18 protein-coding genes are annotated in these 13232 nt (G+C 66.0%); 8 read left to right on the forward strand and 10 right to left on the reverse strand.

The features are described 5' to 3' along the window. Nucleotide 1: 1 nt before the first annotated feature. From FJ948_RS24225 to FJ948_RS24235, 3 genes are read right to left on the reverse strand one after another with little or no spacing between them, the layout of a single operon-like run. On the reverse strand, nucleotides 2-592 hold the full coding sequence (locus FJ948_RS24225) for a DUF6456 domain-containing protein (protein WP_140708895.1): 591 nt from the start codon (nucleotides 590-592) through the stop codon (nucleotides 2-4). Nucleotides 593-651: 59 nt separating this feature from the next. Beyond that, a complete protein-coding gene (locus FJ948_RS24230) occupies nucleotides 652-957 on the reverse strand; it encodes a hypothetical protein (protein WP_140708897.1) in 306 nt (101 codons plus the stop codon). After that, nucleotides 878-1543 (reverse strand): DUF1376 domain-containing protein, encoded by a 666-nt coding sequence (locus FJ948_RS24235; protein WP_140708899.1) that lies wholly within the window; start codon nucleotides 1541-1543, stop codon nucleotides 878-880. Before FJ948_RS24235 ends, FJ948_RS24230 begins: the two co-directional genes overlap by 80 nt. A 92-nt stretch (nucleotides 1544-1635) precedes the next feature. Between FJ948_RS24235 and FJ948_RS24240 the strand changes: the two genes are divergently transcribed. Beyond that, nucleotides 1636-1917, forward strand: coding sequence for a DUF982 domain-containing protein (locus FJ948_RS24240; protein WP_140708901.1), 282 nt, complete (start codon nucleotides 1636-1638; stop codon nucleotides 1915-1917). Between the two features lie 45 nt (nucleotides 1918-1962). Continuing rightward, nucleotides 1963-2334, forward strand: coding sequence for a DUF982 domain-containing protein (locus tag FJ948_RS24245; protein WP_140708903.1), 372 nt, complete (start codon nucleotides 1963-1965; stop codon nucleotides 2332-2334). 222 nt (nucleotides 2335-2556) lie between these two features. On the opposite strand, the gene FJ948_RS24250 is transcribed toward FJ948_RS24245, so the two are convergent. Continuing rightward, entirely contained in the window at nucleotides 2557-3183 is a 627-nt protein-coding gene (locus tag FJ948_RS24250) for a GcrA family cell cycle regulator (protein WP_140708905.1), read from the reverse strand. Between the two features lie 567 nt (nucleotides 3184-3750). Here FJ948_RS24250 and FJ948_RS24260 point away from each other — a divergent pair. Beyond that, nucleotides 3751-4446, forward strand: a complete 696-nt coding sequence (locus FJ948_RS24260) for a helix-turn-helix transcriptional regulator (RefSeq protein WP_181173797.1) — start codon at nucleotides 3751-3753, stop codon at nucleotides 4444-4446. 49 nt (nucleotides 4447-4495) lie between these two features. Here FJ948_RS24260 and FJ948_RS24265 read toward each other — a convergent pair whose 3' ends face one another. Further along, nucleotides 4496-4798, reverse strand: coding sequence for a hypothetical protein (locus tag FJ948_RS24265; protein WP_140709106.1), 303 nt, complete (start codon nucleotides 4796-4798; stop codon nucleotides 4496-4498). A gap of 180 nt (nucleotides 4799-4978) precedes the next feature. On the opposite strand from FJ948_RS24265, the gene FJ948_RS24270 reads away from it, so the two are divergent. Next, entirely contained in the window at nucleotides 4979-5341 is a 363-nt protein-coding gene (locus FJ948_RS24270) for a hypothetical protein (protein WP_140709108.1), read from the forward strand. Here FJ948_RS24270 and FJ948_RS24275 read toward each other — a convergent pair. Then, nucleotides 5305-5811: a hypothetical protein gene (locus FJ948_RS24275; protein WP_246677603.1), complete on the reverse strand. Its 507-nt coding sequence runs from the start codon at nucleotides 5809-5811 to the stop codon at nucleotides 5305-5307. The two genes, FJ948_RS24270 and FJ948_RS24275, sit on opposite strands and share 37 nt — an antisense overlap. Nucleotides 5812-5992: 181 nt before the next feature. Between FJ948_RS24275 and FJ948_RS24280 the strand changes: the two genes are divergently transcribed. After that, nucleotides 5993-6571 carry a flagellar basal body-associated protein FliL gene (locus FJ948_RS24280; protein WP_246677604.1) on the forward strand — a complete coding sequence of 193 codons (579 nt, stop codon included), beginning with the start codon at nucleotides 5993-5995 and terminating at the stop codon, nucleotides 6569-6571. A gap of 41 nt (nucleotides 6572-6612) precedes the next feature. On the opposite strand, the gene FJ948_RS24285 is transcribed toward FJ948_RS24280, so the two are convergent. From FJ948_RS24285 to FJ948_RS24300, 3 genes are all read right to left on the reverse strand, one after another. Continuing rightward, nucleotides 6613-7629, reverse strand: coding sequence for an ABC transporter permease (locus FJ948_RS24285; protein ID WP_140708911.1), 1017 nt, complete (start codon nucleotides 7627-7629; stop codon nucleotides 6613-6615). Continuing rightward, the gene (locus tag FJ948_RS24290) at nucleotides 7626-9206 is read right to left on the reverse strand and encodes a sugar ABC transporter ATP-binding protein (protein ID WP_140708913.1); all 1581 of its coding nucleotides are present in this window, start codon (nucleotides 9204-9206) and stop codon (nucleotides 7626-7628) included. The genes FJ948_RS24285 and FJ948_RS24290 overlap by 4 nt, the downstream gene beginning before the upstream one ends. A 232-nt stretch (nucleotides 9207-9438) precedes the next feature. After that, the gene (locus FJ948_RS24300; protein ID WP_140708915.1) at nucleotides 9439-10386 is read right to left on the reverse strand and encodes a substrate-binding domain-containing protein; all 948 of its coding nucleotides are present in this window, start codon (nucleotides 10384-10386) and stop codon (nucleotides 9439-9441) included. Between the two features lie 330 nt (nucleotides 10387-10716). Between FJ948_RS24300 and FJ948_RS24305 the strand changes: the two genes are divergently transcribed. The 3 genes from FJ948_RS24305 (at nucleotide 10717) to FJ948_RS24315 (ending at nucleotide 12078) form a co-directional block, all read left to right on the forward strand. Then, entirely contained in the window at nucleotides 10717-10905 is a 189-nt protein-coding gene (locus FJ948_RS24305; RefSeq protein ID WP_140708917.1) for a type II toxin-antitoxin system HicA family toxin, read from the forward strand. Between the two features lie 5 nt (nucleotides 10906-10910). Continuing rightward, nucleotides 10911-11312, forward strand: a complete 402-nt coding sequence (locus FJ948_RS24310) for a type II toxin-antitoxin system HicB family antitoxin (protein WP_140708920.1) — start codon at nucleotides 10911-10913, stop codon at nucleotides 11310-11312. 64 nt (nucleotides 11313-11376) lie between these two features. Further along, on the forward strand, nucleotides 11377-12078 hold the full coding sequence (locus FJ948_RS24315) for a RibD family protein (RefSeq protein ID WP_140708922.1): 702 nt from the start codon (nucleotides 11377-11379) through the stop codon (nucleotides 12076-12078). A 258-nt stretch (nucleotides 12079-12336) separates the two neighbouring features. On the opposite strand, the gene FJ948_RS24320 is transcribed toward FJ948_RS24315, so the two are convergent. Continuing rightward, nucleotides 12337-13221, reverse strand: coding sequence for an SDR family oxidoreductase (locus FJ948_RS24320; protein WP_140708924.1), 885 nt, complete (start codon nucleotides 13219-13221; stop codon nucleotides 12337-12339). Between the last annotated feature and the right edge of the window lie 11 nt (nucleotides 13222-13232).

A 13232-nucleotide genomic window follows, 5' to 3' on the forward strand; every position in this document is an offset into this window, starting at 1 on the left:
CTCACCGCCCCATCATCATCCCGTAGTGCACCGCCAGCAGGTCCAGCCCGACCTTCAAGAGCTTCGTCACCACGTCGCGGCCTTCGCCATTCTGCTCGGCCACGGTCTTCACCGGCTGTTCCAAGCACACGACCTTCCGCACGACCGTCGCCACGTCCCAATGGCCGAGCGCCCGTGTCGCGGCGGCGTGGGCGCGGCCGGCGTTGAGCACGCTGTCGGCGATGCCGCCGGTGCGGCCGCCGTCCACGCGCTCGGTCCAGCGCATCGGCTTGATGTCGGCCTGCTGGCTGCACCGGAAATGCTCGCGGTAGCGCAGGCCGGCCTCGCGCTGCTGGCGCGACAGCGAGGTGATGCCGACGAGCGGATCGACATTGCGCACCCGCACGATGCCGCCGGTGGAGGTGTGGCCGTCATTCGACACTTCGTAGACGCGCCGCGCCTCGGCCGTGCCCGATGTCAGCCGCTTGCGGCCGAAGGCGTCGTTTCTCAGCGCGAAATCATGCCCGACCTCGCGGCGGATGCGCACCTGCTCGGCCTCGCCCTTCGGCAGTTTCGGCGCCTGCGCTTTGGCGGGTCTGGCTTTTTTGGGCATGGGGTGGCTCCTCTCGGGTTTGGGGTGTGACGTTTTGTTGGAAAGGCTGGCGGAGATGATCATCCCGTCAACTGTTTTGCCGCCGCTTGCCCACTCCGCCGCGCCAGCAGTTCGCGCATCACCCGCCGCTCGCGCACTTCGATGCAGAGCTGCGCGCTCGAAGGGCAGAACTGGGCGTTGCCGCTCCTCACCTCGCCGCGCACGAAGCGCTGGATGGCGGCCTGCAGATCACCCAGTTCGGCATCCCTGACGGCGCCGAGATAGCCGCGCATCTGCATCTCGACGTCAGTCAGCGCGGATTGCGGGAAGCAGGAGAAGAGTGCCGCCAGCGCCTTCGTCGCCTGCTGCAGTTCGGCCGTGGTCATGTGCGCGGAGCTCCTTGATGATGGTGTTGGCGGCGTCGCCATGGGTTCTCGGCCTGATCCAGCCCGGTGGTTTTCTGGGCCGGCTCGGGCGGTGCGAGCCCGAAGCACCCTCACCGCTTTCCCGCATCGAAATCCCCACGCTTTCGCGCGCCCCGCGCGCTGAAAAAGCGGAAGCTTTTTCCATCTGGTTTCTGGTGTCTGGAGAATGCCGCGCCAAAAAATCGGCATTTGCCGCGATATGCGCCTTTGTTTTCAAGGCGGTGGCGGCCCCGCCACGCGCGCCGGCGGCCGCCCTCGCCTCGCTCTTGAGCAGCGCCTTGCGCAGCTCCTTGGTTAGCCTCTTGTGGCCGACCTGGCCGCCCTCGCGCTCGAAGAAGGCCAACAGATCGGCGCTGATCGCCCGCCATCGTTTCAAGGGCAGGCGCGCCACGCGCGCCAGCCTGGCCTCGTCGTCGGGCAGGCTCCCGCCGGCATTCCACATTGCCATCAAAAGCAGCATGTAGGCGCCGATCTGCTCGGTCGAGAGCTGCAGCGTGTCGCCGACGAAATCGGAGACGTAGAGCTGCATGAAGGGCCGTTCGCTCATGCCGCGCTCCACGCCGTGCTTGCGCTCGCGCTCATGGAACCAGTCCCCGGCCCGGACGTTGTGACGCGTCCAAACCAAGGAGAGGACCGCCGATGACGGCCTTCATGCCGGTGACCCTGCGCTTTTGCGACAACAAGACCATGCTGGTCGGCTCGGTGGCCGACGCGGCGACGGCGCTTCATCAGCAATGGCCCGACAAGACCGCATCGGGCTATCTCGAGGCCGCACGGCTCGTCCGGCTCGCCGTCGAGGGCACGTGCTGTCCGCGCCCCGCCTTCGAGGCCTTCCGCGAGGCGGCCAGACAGCAGGGCATATTGGTGAGCAGGCCACGCAGCCGCGCGCATGATTGGCTCGACGCCGCGGCCGGTCCCTGAGTCGGGCGCGGCGGCGATGCAACCGCCTGCCGGCCTCGTGCGTTTATGAGCGTCGGCTTGAAAGCCGCGCGCTCTGACGACAGACCGAAGGTGAACGCCGTGGGTACGATGAAAACCGGAGTGCCGCTCAAAGTGTGCCTGGACGGGCATGTCGAGGAAATCGAGACCGTCAGCGACGCCGCCGATTTCCTGCAGCGTTGGCCGATCGAGCGGCGGGGTCACGTCTACCGCAGCGCCCTCAACGCCTGCAGCGCGGCCATCGCCGCGCAGATCTCGCAATCCGACGCGATAAAGGTCTTCACCGGCTTCGCCCGCGTTACCGGCATCCTGGTTGCCGGAGGCGGCCCTGGGGTGGCGCTGGAGGCAAGGACGGTGCAGAGCCGCCTGCCCAAGCAAGGCCGTCAGATGCCGAAATAGCGGTGCCGCGCGATAGCGGTTCAAGGCAATTCTCCCAATATTTCGCGGAGCGTCCTTCTCCCCATGAACGGGGAGCATGCCCGATAGGGCAATGACGGCAGAACAAGCGTTTCCACAGGTTGGCGTCCGCTGAAGCTCCAATTCCGTCATGTCGGCGCTGCCCCTCATCCGCCTGCCGGCACCTTCTCCCGTATAGAGACGGGGAGAAGGCAAGCTCTCATTTCAGACCCGGCGTTGGAAGCGCGCCTGATGGTAGGTGCAGTAGCTTTTCATCCCCCTTGTGCGCATGCCGCAGCACAGCATCTCCTGGCCGGGCCGCCCGCCGGGCGCATCATTTTGAGGATCGTCCTCCAGCGTCAGGTCGAGCGGCGCGCGGCAGCGGTTGAACAGACAGTCGATAAAGCGCATGGCCACGCCATGCGGCTGCCGACCGATGGGAGCGCGCGGCCGGACCGGCACCTTGAAACGATAGGTTTGCCCGTCGGCGACCAGCAAGCCCGCCTCGCGATGGAAAAGCCGTGGCCGGGCCGGCGAAGGATCCCGCTTGAGCTGTGTGGCCGGTTTGCTCGCCGCCGCTGGTGGGGCCGGAGCCGGTGTCTTGGCCGCGGCTTTGCGTTCCGCCGTGGCGGCGTGGCGCGCAGCCACGGCCACCGCCGCCGGCAGGCCCTTGCCATTGGCAAAGCCGATCGCGCCCAGCATGGCGTTGCGGTGGACGATGCCGATAATGGCGTTGCGCGATACGGGCGAGCCACGCTGCTGGCTGAACCCGGCCGCGATGCGCGAGGCCGAAAGCCCGTCCTTCAGCCAGGCGGCGATGGCCTGCAATTCACTGTCGCTGTAGCTTGCCATGTCCGTCTCCATTGCGCGGCCAGCGGCCGCCGTGGACGGCGCCGCAGGCAAGCCGTCGGGGTTTGCCCACAGCCGCCATGGGCGCCGTCGGCCGTGGTCCGGCCTGTCGGCCGGTGGGATTTTGCCTGTGGAGGGGCCTGCTCTCAGCCCGGCCGGCCGACGGGCGCGGCAAGCGCCATGTCCCTATCGCCGGCGGAAATCGCCCTGCCCGTCTTCGGCTGGTACAGGACACCGGTCCGCGTGCCGATCAGGGAACAACCCATGGCCGGGTCGAATGGGGGGCCGGAGCCGCGGGGAGCGGCGGCTCCGGCCGTTCCGGCCGCCGCGGAAGGGCGGACCGGACGCGAGGCCGATGCGTCAAGGCAATCGGCTTCGCGCTTCGCCCCGGCCGGGGAGGAGGCGGCCGGGTCGGAAGGGAAAGCGCGGACCGGCAAGGCCGGGCTGGAGGCGCTGTCGACTCTGAGGAGGGGGTTGAGCTTTTGCATGGGTTGATATAAGCATAACTCGAAAAATGATGCAAGCCATTCTTTCATGGACGAAAGCAGGACTTGTCGATCACATGAGGCCATGGTGAAAACGCAACTGTCGATCAGGGTCGGAGCCGCGATCCGCCAGGCCCGCAAGCAGCGCGGCCTGGTCATGCGCCACATCGCCGAGCACAACGACACCGATGTCGCCGCCGTCGGCAATTGGGAAACCGGGCGCAACCTGCCCAAGACCGAGAACCTGTTGAAGACCGCCGCCTTCCTGCGCGTCGACCCCGTGGCGCTCGGCCAGGGGCAGGTCGTCTTCCTCGACGATGCCGGGCCGGTGGCGGACGCCGAGATCGTCACCGATGCCGGCCCGCTGCCGGCCGGGGCTATGGATATTCCGGTGCTTGGCGCCGCCGTCGGCGGCGATGACGGCGACTTCACCTTCAACGGCGAGCCGGCGGGATATGTCCAGCGTCCGCCAGGCGTGCGCAACCTGCCGAAAGTGTTCGCGCTGCATGTGCTCTCGGATTCCATGGTGCCGCGCTATGAACCCGGCGACATGATCTATTGCGGCGGCCGCGACGCGGTGCCGGGCGACCACGTGGTGATCGAGACCTTTCCCGAAGAGAACGAGAAGAACGGCAAGGCCTTCATCAAGAAACTGGTCCGGCGCACCGCGGGCGAACTGGTGGTCGAACAATACAATCCGCCCAGGACGCTGACCTTCAACCGCTACGCCATCAAGCAGGTCTGGCGTGTCATCCCGCTGAAGGAACTGCTGGGGTATTAGCGGCGCACTTCCCTTCTCCCACAAGGGGAGAAGGAAGAAACAGCGCTCCTCAAGCCCGCCTCGCCCCTTCCAGCGGCACGTCCCGGTCGCTCAGCATGCGCGCTTCGTTGCGCACGCGCTGGCGCTCGTCGATGAAGGCGGCCTGGATGGAGATCGCCGTGCCTGGCAGCCCGTCGGCGCGGCAGGCCGAGCACACGATCCTGCCCGACAAGGCGGCCAGCGGCGTGTTGCCGTTCACCCCGAAGCGCTTCAGCTGATCGGGCCGCCACCACCTGTTGCGGCCGCAATCGGCGCACTCGACCGCCAGCGAGGCGACCTGCGCGATCACTGCTTCCCTGCCTGGCAACGCCATCATCCCCTGTCCTTTTGTTTCTGATTTGTTCCTATCTTCCCGTGTTTTGAAGCGGGAGTCGAGTCGCGGTTTTCAAACACCTCCAAAAGTCTCTCTTTTATGTCTGTTTGAGTTATGCTTATATAATTCTTGCAAATGTGAGTCGGCGCGGAATTGCACGCGCATGATCCGGGAGCAAGAATGGATGCCGCCGATTTCGCCCGCGCCTGCGGTTATACCGGCGACAGTCCAGTATTGCTGGAGGCCTTCGATGCGATCCGCCGCAACGGCATCGCGCAGGCCCGTCTCGACCATTTCAGCCGCAAGGCCGTCGTCGACGATCTGAAACAGTCGGAGCTGTTGTTCCTTGCCGCGATCGGCCCGGCGCTGTCGGCGCACGAAGCCGTCGAGGAGGCCACCCGCTTCATCGCCGGCTGGCGCAACATGCCGCGCTGGCGCCAGGAACGGCGCCTGCCCGATCTCGCCAGGGCAAGGCGGCAGCTTCTCATGGCCCGCTTCTTCCGCCGCTACGGCCATCGCCTGTGGGCGCTCGAAGCGGCCTGAATCGAGCACGTCGAGCACATTGGCGCTCTGGCCGAAATCGGCTTGGTCGAGCGTCTCGCGCGAATATTGCCGCACGATGTCGCCGAGGAACCCCAGGCCGCGTAATAGGCGAAGAATGGCAGCAGCGCGATGGTGATCATGCGCACCAGCCGCGAGCCGCGCCGGGCGGTATCGCCAGCCTGCTTGCCGGCGGCCGCGACCTTGTCCGCGCCGCGCTGCGCGGCCAGCACATTGGGCAGGCCCGGCCGCAACACATGGAACATCGCCACCGTCACCCCCAATTGCGCCATCGCCACCAGGGTGAGCATGGCAAGCTCGGCGAAATGATTGGCGAGTGCCACCTTCGCCGCCAGTTGCATCAGCAGATCGCCGGCCAGCACCCCGGCCAGCACCAGCGCCACGAACTGCGGCCAGAACCGCCGCAGCAGCGAAAAGCTCAAGCTGATCGGCCTGATGATGTCGGCAACCATGAGCACCCCTCATGACGCCACCCGCCCCGGCCTTTCTAGCAAGGCGCCGATGTTTTGCAACCGGGCGGGAACCATCCGCGCATCCGCTGCTCGCGACCATGCCGCCGCGCATGCCGGCGGCCCTCTTTCCGTCGGAATGATGCGCTGATTGATGCCTCGAAAAGCGCTGGAAGGACCCGCCATGAAACGCCTTGTTCTTGTAGCCGCCTGGATGATGGCACTCGCTTTGTCCGCCCATGCCGCCGGCGACACCCCATCGGGGCTTGCCGACGCCACCGTGCTGATCGTGCGCCATGGCGAGAAGCCCGACAGCGGCACCGGCCTGTCGCCGGCGGGCGAGGCCCGTGCGCAGGCCTATGTCGCCTATTTCCAACCCTTCATGCTCGATGGCACGCCGCTCCGGCCCGATATGCTGGTGGCCAGCGCCGATTCCAAAAACAGCGCGCGTGAACGGCTGACGCTGACGCCGCTCGCGCAAGCCCTGAAACTGCCGATCGACCAGCGCTTCGCCGACAAGGACGTCAAGGGCCTGGTCGCCGCGCTGGCCAGCGAAACGCACGGCAAGTCGATCCTGATCGCCTGGCATCACGGCCAGTTGAGCAAGTTGATCAAGGCCTTCGGCGTCTACCCCAACGCGCTGCTGCCGAACGGCAAATGGCCGCGCGATGTCTTCAACTGGGTGGTGGTGCTGCGCTTCGACCATGCCGGACAGTTGGTGCCGGGCTCGACGCGGATCATCGAGGAGAAGTTGCCGGGTTGAAATGATTTCCGGCTGATGCGAGGCCCCCCCGACCTTGCGACCTACCGCCTCACCCTTGACTTCAGCCACCGGTCGAACGCCACTGCCAGGATCAGGATCAGCCCGATGACGATGCTTTGCGTGTAGGACGAGACGTTGTTGAACTGCAGCCCGTTCTGCAGCACGCCGATCAGGGCAGCGCCCACCACCGTGCCGCCGACCGAGCCGATGCCGCCGAACAGCGAGGTGCCGCCGATGACGACGGCGGAGATCACCGTCAGCTCGTAGCCGATGCCGGCGACAGCCTCGGAAGAATTCAGCCGCGCCGACAAGACGAAGGCGGCGAGCCCGGCGAAGAAGCCGACGATGACATAGACCGAGACCAGAATGCGGTCGACGCGCAGGCCAGACAGCCGCGCGGCTTCCGCATTGCCGCCGACGGCGTAGACGGCGCGGCCATAGCGCGTGTAGCGCAGCACGATGTGGCACAGGATGGCGGCGAAGGCGAAGATCAGCGCCGGCACGGGCACCGGGCCGATCAGGCCGGTGCCGAACCAGCGCATCGAGGCGTCGAAGCCCGAGATCGGGCCGCCATTGGAGATGGTCAGCGTCAGCCCGCGAAACACCGTCAGCCCACCCAGCGTGACGACGAAGGGCGGCACTTTCAGCCTTGTGATGGCGAGCCCCTGTACGCCGCCGGCGAGCGCACCCACCACGACGGCGGCCAGCAGTGCCGCGAACCAGCCAAAACCCTGCGTGCCCGACGTCGACAGCGACAGCGTGTTGGCGGTGCCGCCCTTGGCCACGACCGCCGCCACCATGCCGCAGAAGGCGAGCAGCGAGCCGACCGAAAGATCGATGCCGGCGGTGAGGATGACGAAGGTCATGCCGAGCGCGATCAGCCCGGTGATCGAGATCTGGCGCGTGATGTTGAACAGGTTGATCGGGTCGATGAAGCTCGGCTTCAGCACGGTGAAGACGACGACCAGCGCCGCCAGGAACAGCAGCGGCCCGAAGCTCATCAAAAGCTTTGCGAGCGTCGCGCCGCCTCGCTGGTTCTGGTCCTCGGCCATGCTCATCGTGCCTGCCCCTCCGCATCCTGTGGCGGCGTTTCCCGCCTGTCGAGCGCCATCAGTTCCATCAGTTTTTCCTCGTTCGCCTCGACGCCCGGCATCTCGCCGGTGATGCGGCCCCGGCGCATGGTGACGATGCGGTCCGACACCGCCAGCACCTCGGGCAGTTCGGACGAGATCATCATCACCGCTATGCCGCGCGCCGCCAGTTGCACAAGGATCTGGTGGACCTCTGCCTTGGCGCCGACATCGACGCCGCGCGTCGGCTCGTCGACGATCAGCACCTTGGGATCGCGCGCCAGCCAGCGCGCCAGGATCACCTTCTGCTGATTGCCGCCCGACAGGCCCTCGATCGCCTGCTCGGCCGACGCCATGCGGATCGACAGCATCTTCCTGAAACCCGACAGCGCGTCGCGCTCGCGCCGCTCGGCCATGAACCCAAAACCGGTGCTGAAGCGGCCGAGCGAGGCGACGGAGAAATTCGGCAGGATGCCGAGCGCGGCGAAGATCGCCTGGTGCTTGCGGTCCTCCGGCACCAGGCCGATGCCGAGCTTGATGGCGTCGGCCGGCGAAGCAGGCGCGATCGGCTTGCCGTCGAGCGTGATCGTTCCCGCCGCGATCCGGTCGGCACCGAAAATGGCGCGGGCAAGCTCCGTGCGGCCCGAGCCGACGAGACCGGCAACGCCGAGGATTTCGCCCTCCTTGAGGTCGATGTCGACGCCGTCGAGCACGATGGCATGCGGCGCCTCGGGGTCGCGCACGGTCCGAAGGCCACGCACCGAAAGCACCACATCGCCGGCCACCGCGCGCTGCGCGGGCCTGGCGTAAAGTTCGGAGGCGGCGCGGCCGACCATCTTTTCGATGATGGCGGGCAGCTGGATCGGCCCGCCCTGACGGTCGAGATGCCCCGCCAGCCGGCCGTCGCGCAGCACCGTCATGCGGTCGCAGATGGCGGATGCCTCCTCCAGCCGGTGGGTGACGAACATGATCGCGACATGGTCCTTGCGCAGCCGGTCCATGATCGACAGCAACCGCTGCACCTCGGTCTCTGTCAATGCCGAGGTCGGCTCGTCCATTATGATCAGCCGGCTTTTGAGCGACAGCGCACGCGCGATCTCGACCAGTTGCTGTTCGGCCACCGACAGCGCCGAGACCGGCGTCAACGGGTCGATGGTGAGGCCGACGCGGGCGATGATGGCGCGGGACTCCTGTTCCATCCTGCGCCAGCTCACCAGGCCGAGCGGCCCGGTCGGCGCGCGCCCGATGAAGATGTTCTCCGCCACCGTCAGCGTCGGGATCAGGCTGAGTTCCTGGTAGATGGTGACGATGCCGAGCCGCTTGGCGTCCTGCGGGCTGGACGGGGTGTATTCGGCGCCGTCGAAAATGATGCGGCCGCCGGAAGGCGGCATGACGCCCGACAGGATCTTGAGCAATGTTGACTTACCGGCGCCGTTCTCGCCGAGCAGGCCGAGGATTTCGCCAGAGCGGACATCGAGCGAGACGTCGCTGAGCGCGGTGACGCCGGCGAAATGCTTGGTGACGCCTTCGACGGCAAGCAGGACGGGTGCGGCTTCAGCTGGCAAGGGTTGTTTCCTTAGTGGAGTTCATCCGGGCTCCGTCAGCGCTTGAACGCCCCCCTCTGTCCTGCCGGACATCTCCCCCTCAAGGGGGGAGATTGGCAGCATCGCTGTCGTCGCCTTCTCCTGCGGCATTAAAATTGGCGAAAGCCAAACATAGGGCCGATCTCCCCCCTTGAGGGGGAGATGCCCGGCAGGGCAGAGGGGGGCGATGCCCCGCCTGCCTTGCCAATCAGCCCTACTTCGTCTCGCTCAACCTCTCGGCCTTGTCCAAATTATCCTTGCCGATGACGATGGGCGTCAACAGCACCAGCTTCTCCTTCGGCTCGGTCTTGTCCTTGGCATAGGCGACCGCGATCTGCACGGCGGTGCGGGACTGTTTGCCGGGGAACTGTTCGACCGTGCCGGCGAGCTTGCCGTCGCGCACGGCAACCAGCGCTTCCGGCAGCGCGTCGAAGCCGTAGATCTTGACGTCGGTGAAGTTGCGCGCGGCGCAGGCTTCGAGCGCGCCCAGCGCCATGTCGTCATTAGCGCAGATGATGGCGTCCGGCTTGCCGTTGGCGGCAAGGCCGGCTTCCGTCACCGACAACGCCTCGGCGCGGGCGAAGTTGGCGGTCTGCTCATAAATGATCTGGTATTTGTCCTTCACCGGATCGAGCACATTGTGCACGCCCTTGTTGCGGTCGATCGCGGGACCCGCGCCAGGCTGGCCCTGCAGGTGGAACAGCTTGGCGCCATTGGGGAATGCCGCCACCACGGCCTGCGCCTCGGCCTCGCCGCCCTTGACGTTGTCGGCGCCGACATGGGCGAGGATGCCTTCCACGCCGTCGACGCGGCGGTCGATCGTCACCACGGGAACGCCGGCCTTGACCGCTTCCTCGATCGCCGGCGCCAGCGCGTTGACGTCGAGCGGCGAGATCACGATGGCGTTGACCTTCTGCACCAGGGCCGCCTCGATGTCGGCGGTCTGCTTGGTGGCCGAATTCTGGCCGTCGCTCTCGGTCAGATTGACGCCTTGCGCCTGCGCTTCGGCCTTGATCTCGTTCAGCATGTGCACGAAGAACGGAAAGCCCAGACTGGGCACAGAGCCGAGAATGGTGAGCTTGTCCTCGGCGAAAGCCGAGCGTGCGGCCAGCATCATGGCGCCCGCGGCCACGGACGTCATCAGGAATTCACGTCTGTTCATTGGGTTCCTCCTCCACGAAAGCGCACGGCCCCCAAAAACCGGGACCGGTTTCAAGGAAGGATCGCGCGCCGGTTAAAGTGTTGGAGCATCCTCCTTGCGCCAAGAACGCATGCCGCTCCAGCTGACCGCCGCCTAAATTCCTCCGATCGGCGTCAACAAGAGGATGCTAACCCAGGGTCAACCATTTGTGCAACATCGATATAACAGAGCCGGGCAGCTAATTGTCGGAATTGTCGGAACTTTGGATCGCGGGCATGCTGCTTCTTCGAGGGGCACGGATCCCTTCCACTTTTTTATTGAAAGGCCGGCTGCCGGTGTGTATAAATACACATGACTAGTGCTGAAATCATCCGCCTGTTGCAAGCTGACGGTTGGTTCGAGGTAGCCCGAAAGGGTAGCCATGCGCAATTCAAACACCGCGGCAAGCCAGGACGTGTCACCGTTCCCCATCCCAAGCGGGATATCCCGATAGGCACCCTGCGCGGCATCGAAAAGCAATCTGGACTGAAACTGAGGTGACGGACATGAAGCAGTATATCGGACTTATCCACAAGGATGCCGACAGCGACTTCGGCGTGTCTTTCCCCGATTTCCCAGGCGTGATTACCGCCGGCAAGGATCTGGATGACGCCCGGTCCATGGCCGAAGAGGCCCTTGCCCTCCATATCGAAGGGCTGGTCGAGGATGGCGATGCCATTCCGGAGCCTTCCAGTCTTGAAGCTGTGATGACAGACGCCGACAATCGTGACGGCGTGGCAATCCTGGTCGCGGCAAGGACCGGGGCCAGGAAGGCGGTGCGTATCAACGTGACGCTGCCGGACGACGTTCTCCAGCGGATCGATGCCTTCGCCGAAGCCCATGGCTATACGCGATCCGGCTTTCTGGCGAAGGCGGCGGAGAAGGTGATGGCGCTTGAAACGGCCTAGCCCCGTGACACCCCAGACACGGCACAAGGCCTGAATTATGGAATCCTATCCCCGGAGAAGTCCCATGAAGCCGCACATCATCTGCCATATGCTTGCCTCGCTCGACGGCAGCCTTCATCCGAGCCGCTACACCGAAAGCCCCGACGGCAGCCGGGCCGAGTGGTCAGGCCTCTATGAACAGATCCACGATGACCTCGAAGGCGACGCCTGGATCGTCGGCCGCGTCACCATGGCCGAGATGAGCAAGGCCGGTGCGCACCCGCCGGCGCATGTGGGCAAGGTCGAGCGGCCGCATCATTTCGCGCAACGCGACGCGGGCAGCTATGCCGTGGCGCCCGACGCCTCGGCCAAGCTGCACTTTTCCAAGCCCGAGATCGGCGGCGATCATGTCGTGGTGCTGCTCGGGCAGGATGTCGAGGACAGCCATCTGGCCGAGCTCGCCGCCGACGGCGTGTCCTACATCGTCTCGCAAACATCAGACATCGATCTCGCCGCCATGCTCGACGTGCTTGCCCGCGAACTCGGCATCCGCCGGCTGCTGCTCGAAGGCGGCGCCGGCATCAATGGCTCCTTCCTGGCGGCGGGGCTGGTCGATGAACTCAGCCTCCTCATTGCCCCCGCCCTCGATGCGCGGGCGGCGAACCAGGGCTTTGTCGAGTTCGGCGAGGCCGGGCTTGCGGGCAAGGTGCGGCTGTCGCTTACGGACTGCAAAACCCTGGCGCATGGGGTGATCCACTTACGCTACGCTGTGAGCCCAGGAGCATGACCCCTCACCACTTCGTCATGTATGGACGGAGCAAGGAGCGTAGCGACGCGGCGCAGACCCCTGGAGCTGCTCTGCAGCCCAATGGATCCATGCCGGGACTCCTCAGCGCCGCAACGGTCCGGAATTCTGCACCGCTGCGCCCGCGTTCGAGGTCGCGGAATGGATCCCAGGGTCTCCGCGACGGAGCTGCGCTCCTGCTTCGCCCTGGGATGACGAACGTGGGGAGGCTCAGCTAGCCCTCGAACGTTGCCACGCGCCTCAGTAGCGCATGGCATCCAGATCGGCGATCAGCGTCGGGCCGGTCGGGCGCCAGCCGAGCCGTGCCTGGGTCAGCGCGCTGGAGGCGGGCAGGTCCATCGGGGCAAACAGCGCCATCCAGCCGAAATGCTCCGCCGCCTGTTCCGGCGCGATCGAAACCACCGGCAGGTTCAGGCCCCGGCCGAGCGCCTCGGCGATGGCACGCACCTCGACGCCTTCCTCGCCGACCGCATGGTAGCGCGCGCCGGGCTGCCGCTTTTCCACCGCAAGCCGGTAGAGCCGTGCCGCGTCGAGCACATGGCCGGCCGAATAGCGGTTGCGGCCTTCGCCGACATAGGCCGAGACGCCCTTTTGCCGCGCGATCTCGATGAGCGGCGAGATGAGGCCTTGCTTCCTCGTGTCGTGGACCTGCGGCAGGCGCATCACCGACAGGTTGATGCCCGCCTCCAGCAACGCATTGCCGGCGAGTTCCGACGCGATGCGGGGGTTCTGGTGGCCGGGATTGAAGACATCCTCGACCGCCAGTTCGCCATGTCCGGGGCTGCCCATGCCGACGCCCGAGGTGATCACCAATGGCCGGTCGGAGCCGGCGAGTGCCTCGCCGAGCGCGGCGATGACGCGGCTGTCTTTTTCGCAGTTCTCGGCGAACCGCGAAAAATCATGATCGAAGGCGGTGTGGATCACGGCTTCCGCCTTGGCCGCGCCGTCACGCAGGCCTTTCGGATCCTCGAGGGTCCCCCGATACACCTCGGCGCCCGCGGCGGCCAGCGCCTCGGCCCCGGCATCGGAGCGGGTGACGCCGACCACCTGATGGCCGGCCTGAAGAAGTTCGGCAACGATGGCCGAACCGATGAAACCGGTCGCGCCGGTGAGAAAGATACGCATGCAAATCTCCT

Source organism: Mesorhizobium sp. B2-3-12 (assembly GCF_006442205.1).
GTDB lineage: Bacteria > Pseudomonadota > Alphaproteobacteria > Rhizobiales > Rhizobiaceae > Mesorhizobium.

Coding starts and splice junctions, on each gene's coding strand:
- FJ948_RS24225 (WP_140708895.1), bottom strand. CDS start 592: ATGCCCAAAAAAGCCAGACCCGCCAAAGCGCAGGCGCCGAAACTGCCG.
- FJ948_RS24230 (WP_140708897.1), bottom strand. CDS start 957: ATGACCACGGCCGAACTGCAGCAGGCGACGAAGGCGCTGGCGGCACTC.
- FJ948_RS24235 (WP_140708899.1), bottom strand. CDS start 1,543: ATGAGCGAACGGCCCTTCATGCAGCTCTACGTCTCCGATTTCGTCGGC.
- FJ948_RS24240 (WP_140708901.1), top strand. CDS start 1,636: ATGACGGCCTTCATGCCGGTGACCCTGCGCTTTTGCGACAACAAGACC.
- FJ948_RS24245 (WP_140708903.1), top strand. CDS start 1,963: ATGAGCGTCGGCTTGAAAGCCGCGCGCTCTGACGACAGACCGAAGGTG.
- FJ948_RS24250 (WP_140708905.1), bottom strand. CDS start 3,183: ATGGCAAGCTACAGCGACAGTGAATTGCAGGCCATCGCCGCCTGGCTG.
- FJ948_RS24260 (WP_181173797.1), top strand. CDS start 3,751: ATGGTGAAAACGCAACTGTCGATCAGGGTCGGAGCCGCGATCCGCCAG.
- FJ948_RS24265 (WP_140709106.1), bottom strand. CDS start 4,798: ATGGCGTTGCCAGGCAGGGAAGCAGTGATCGCGCAGGTCGCCTCGCTG.
- FJ948_RS24270 (WP_140709108.1), top strand. CDS start 4,979: ATGGATGCCGCCGATTTCGCCCGCGCCTGCGGTTATACCGGCGACAGT.
- FJ948_RS24275 (WP_246677603.1), bottom strand. CDS start 5,811: ATGGTTGCCGACATCATCAGGCCGATCAGCTTGAGCTTTTCGCTGCTG.
- FJ948_RS24280 (WP_246677604.1), top strand. CDS start 5,993: ATGAAACGCCTTGTTCTTGTAGCCGCCTGGATGATGGCACTCGCTTTG.
- FJ948_RS24285 (WP_140708911.1), bottom strand. CDS start 7,629: ATGAGCATGGCCGAGGACCAGAACCAGCGAGGCGGCGCGACGCTCGCA.
- FJ948_RS24300 (WP_140708915.1), bottom strand. CDS start 10,386: ATGAACAGACGTGAATTCCTGATGACGTCCGTGGCCGCGGGCGCCATG.
- FJ948_RS24305 (WP_140708917.1), top strand. CDS start 10,717: ATGACTAGTGCTGAAATCATCCGCCTGTTGCAAGCTGACGGTTGGTTC.
- FJ948_RS24310 (WP_140708920.1), top strand. CDS start 10,911: ATGAAGCAGTATATCGGACTTATCCACAAGGATGCCGACAGCGACTTC.
- FJ948_RS24315 (WP_140708922.1), top strand. CDS start 11,377: ATGAAGCCGCACATCATCTGCCATATGCTTGCCTCGCTCGACGGCAGC.
- FJ948_RS24320 (WP_140708924.1), bottom strand. CDS start 13,221: ATGCGTATCTTTCTCACCGGCGCGACCGGTTTCATCGGTTCGGCCATC.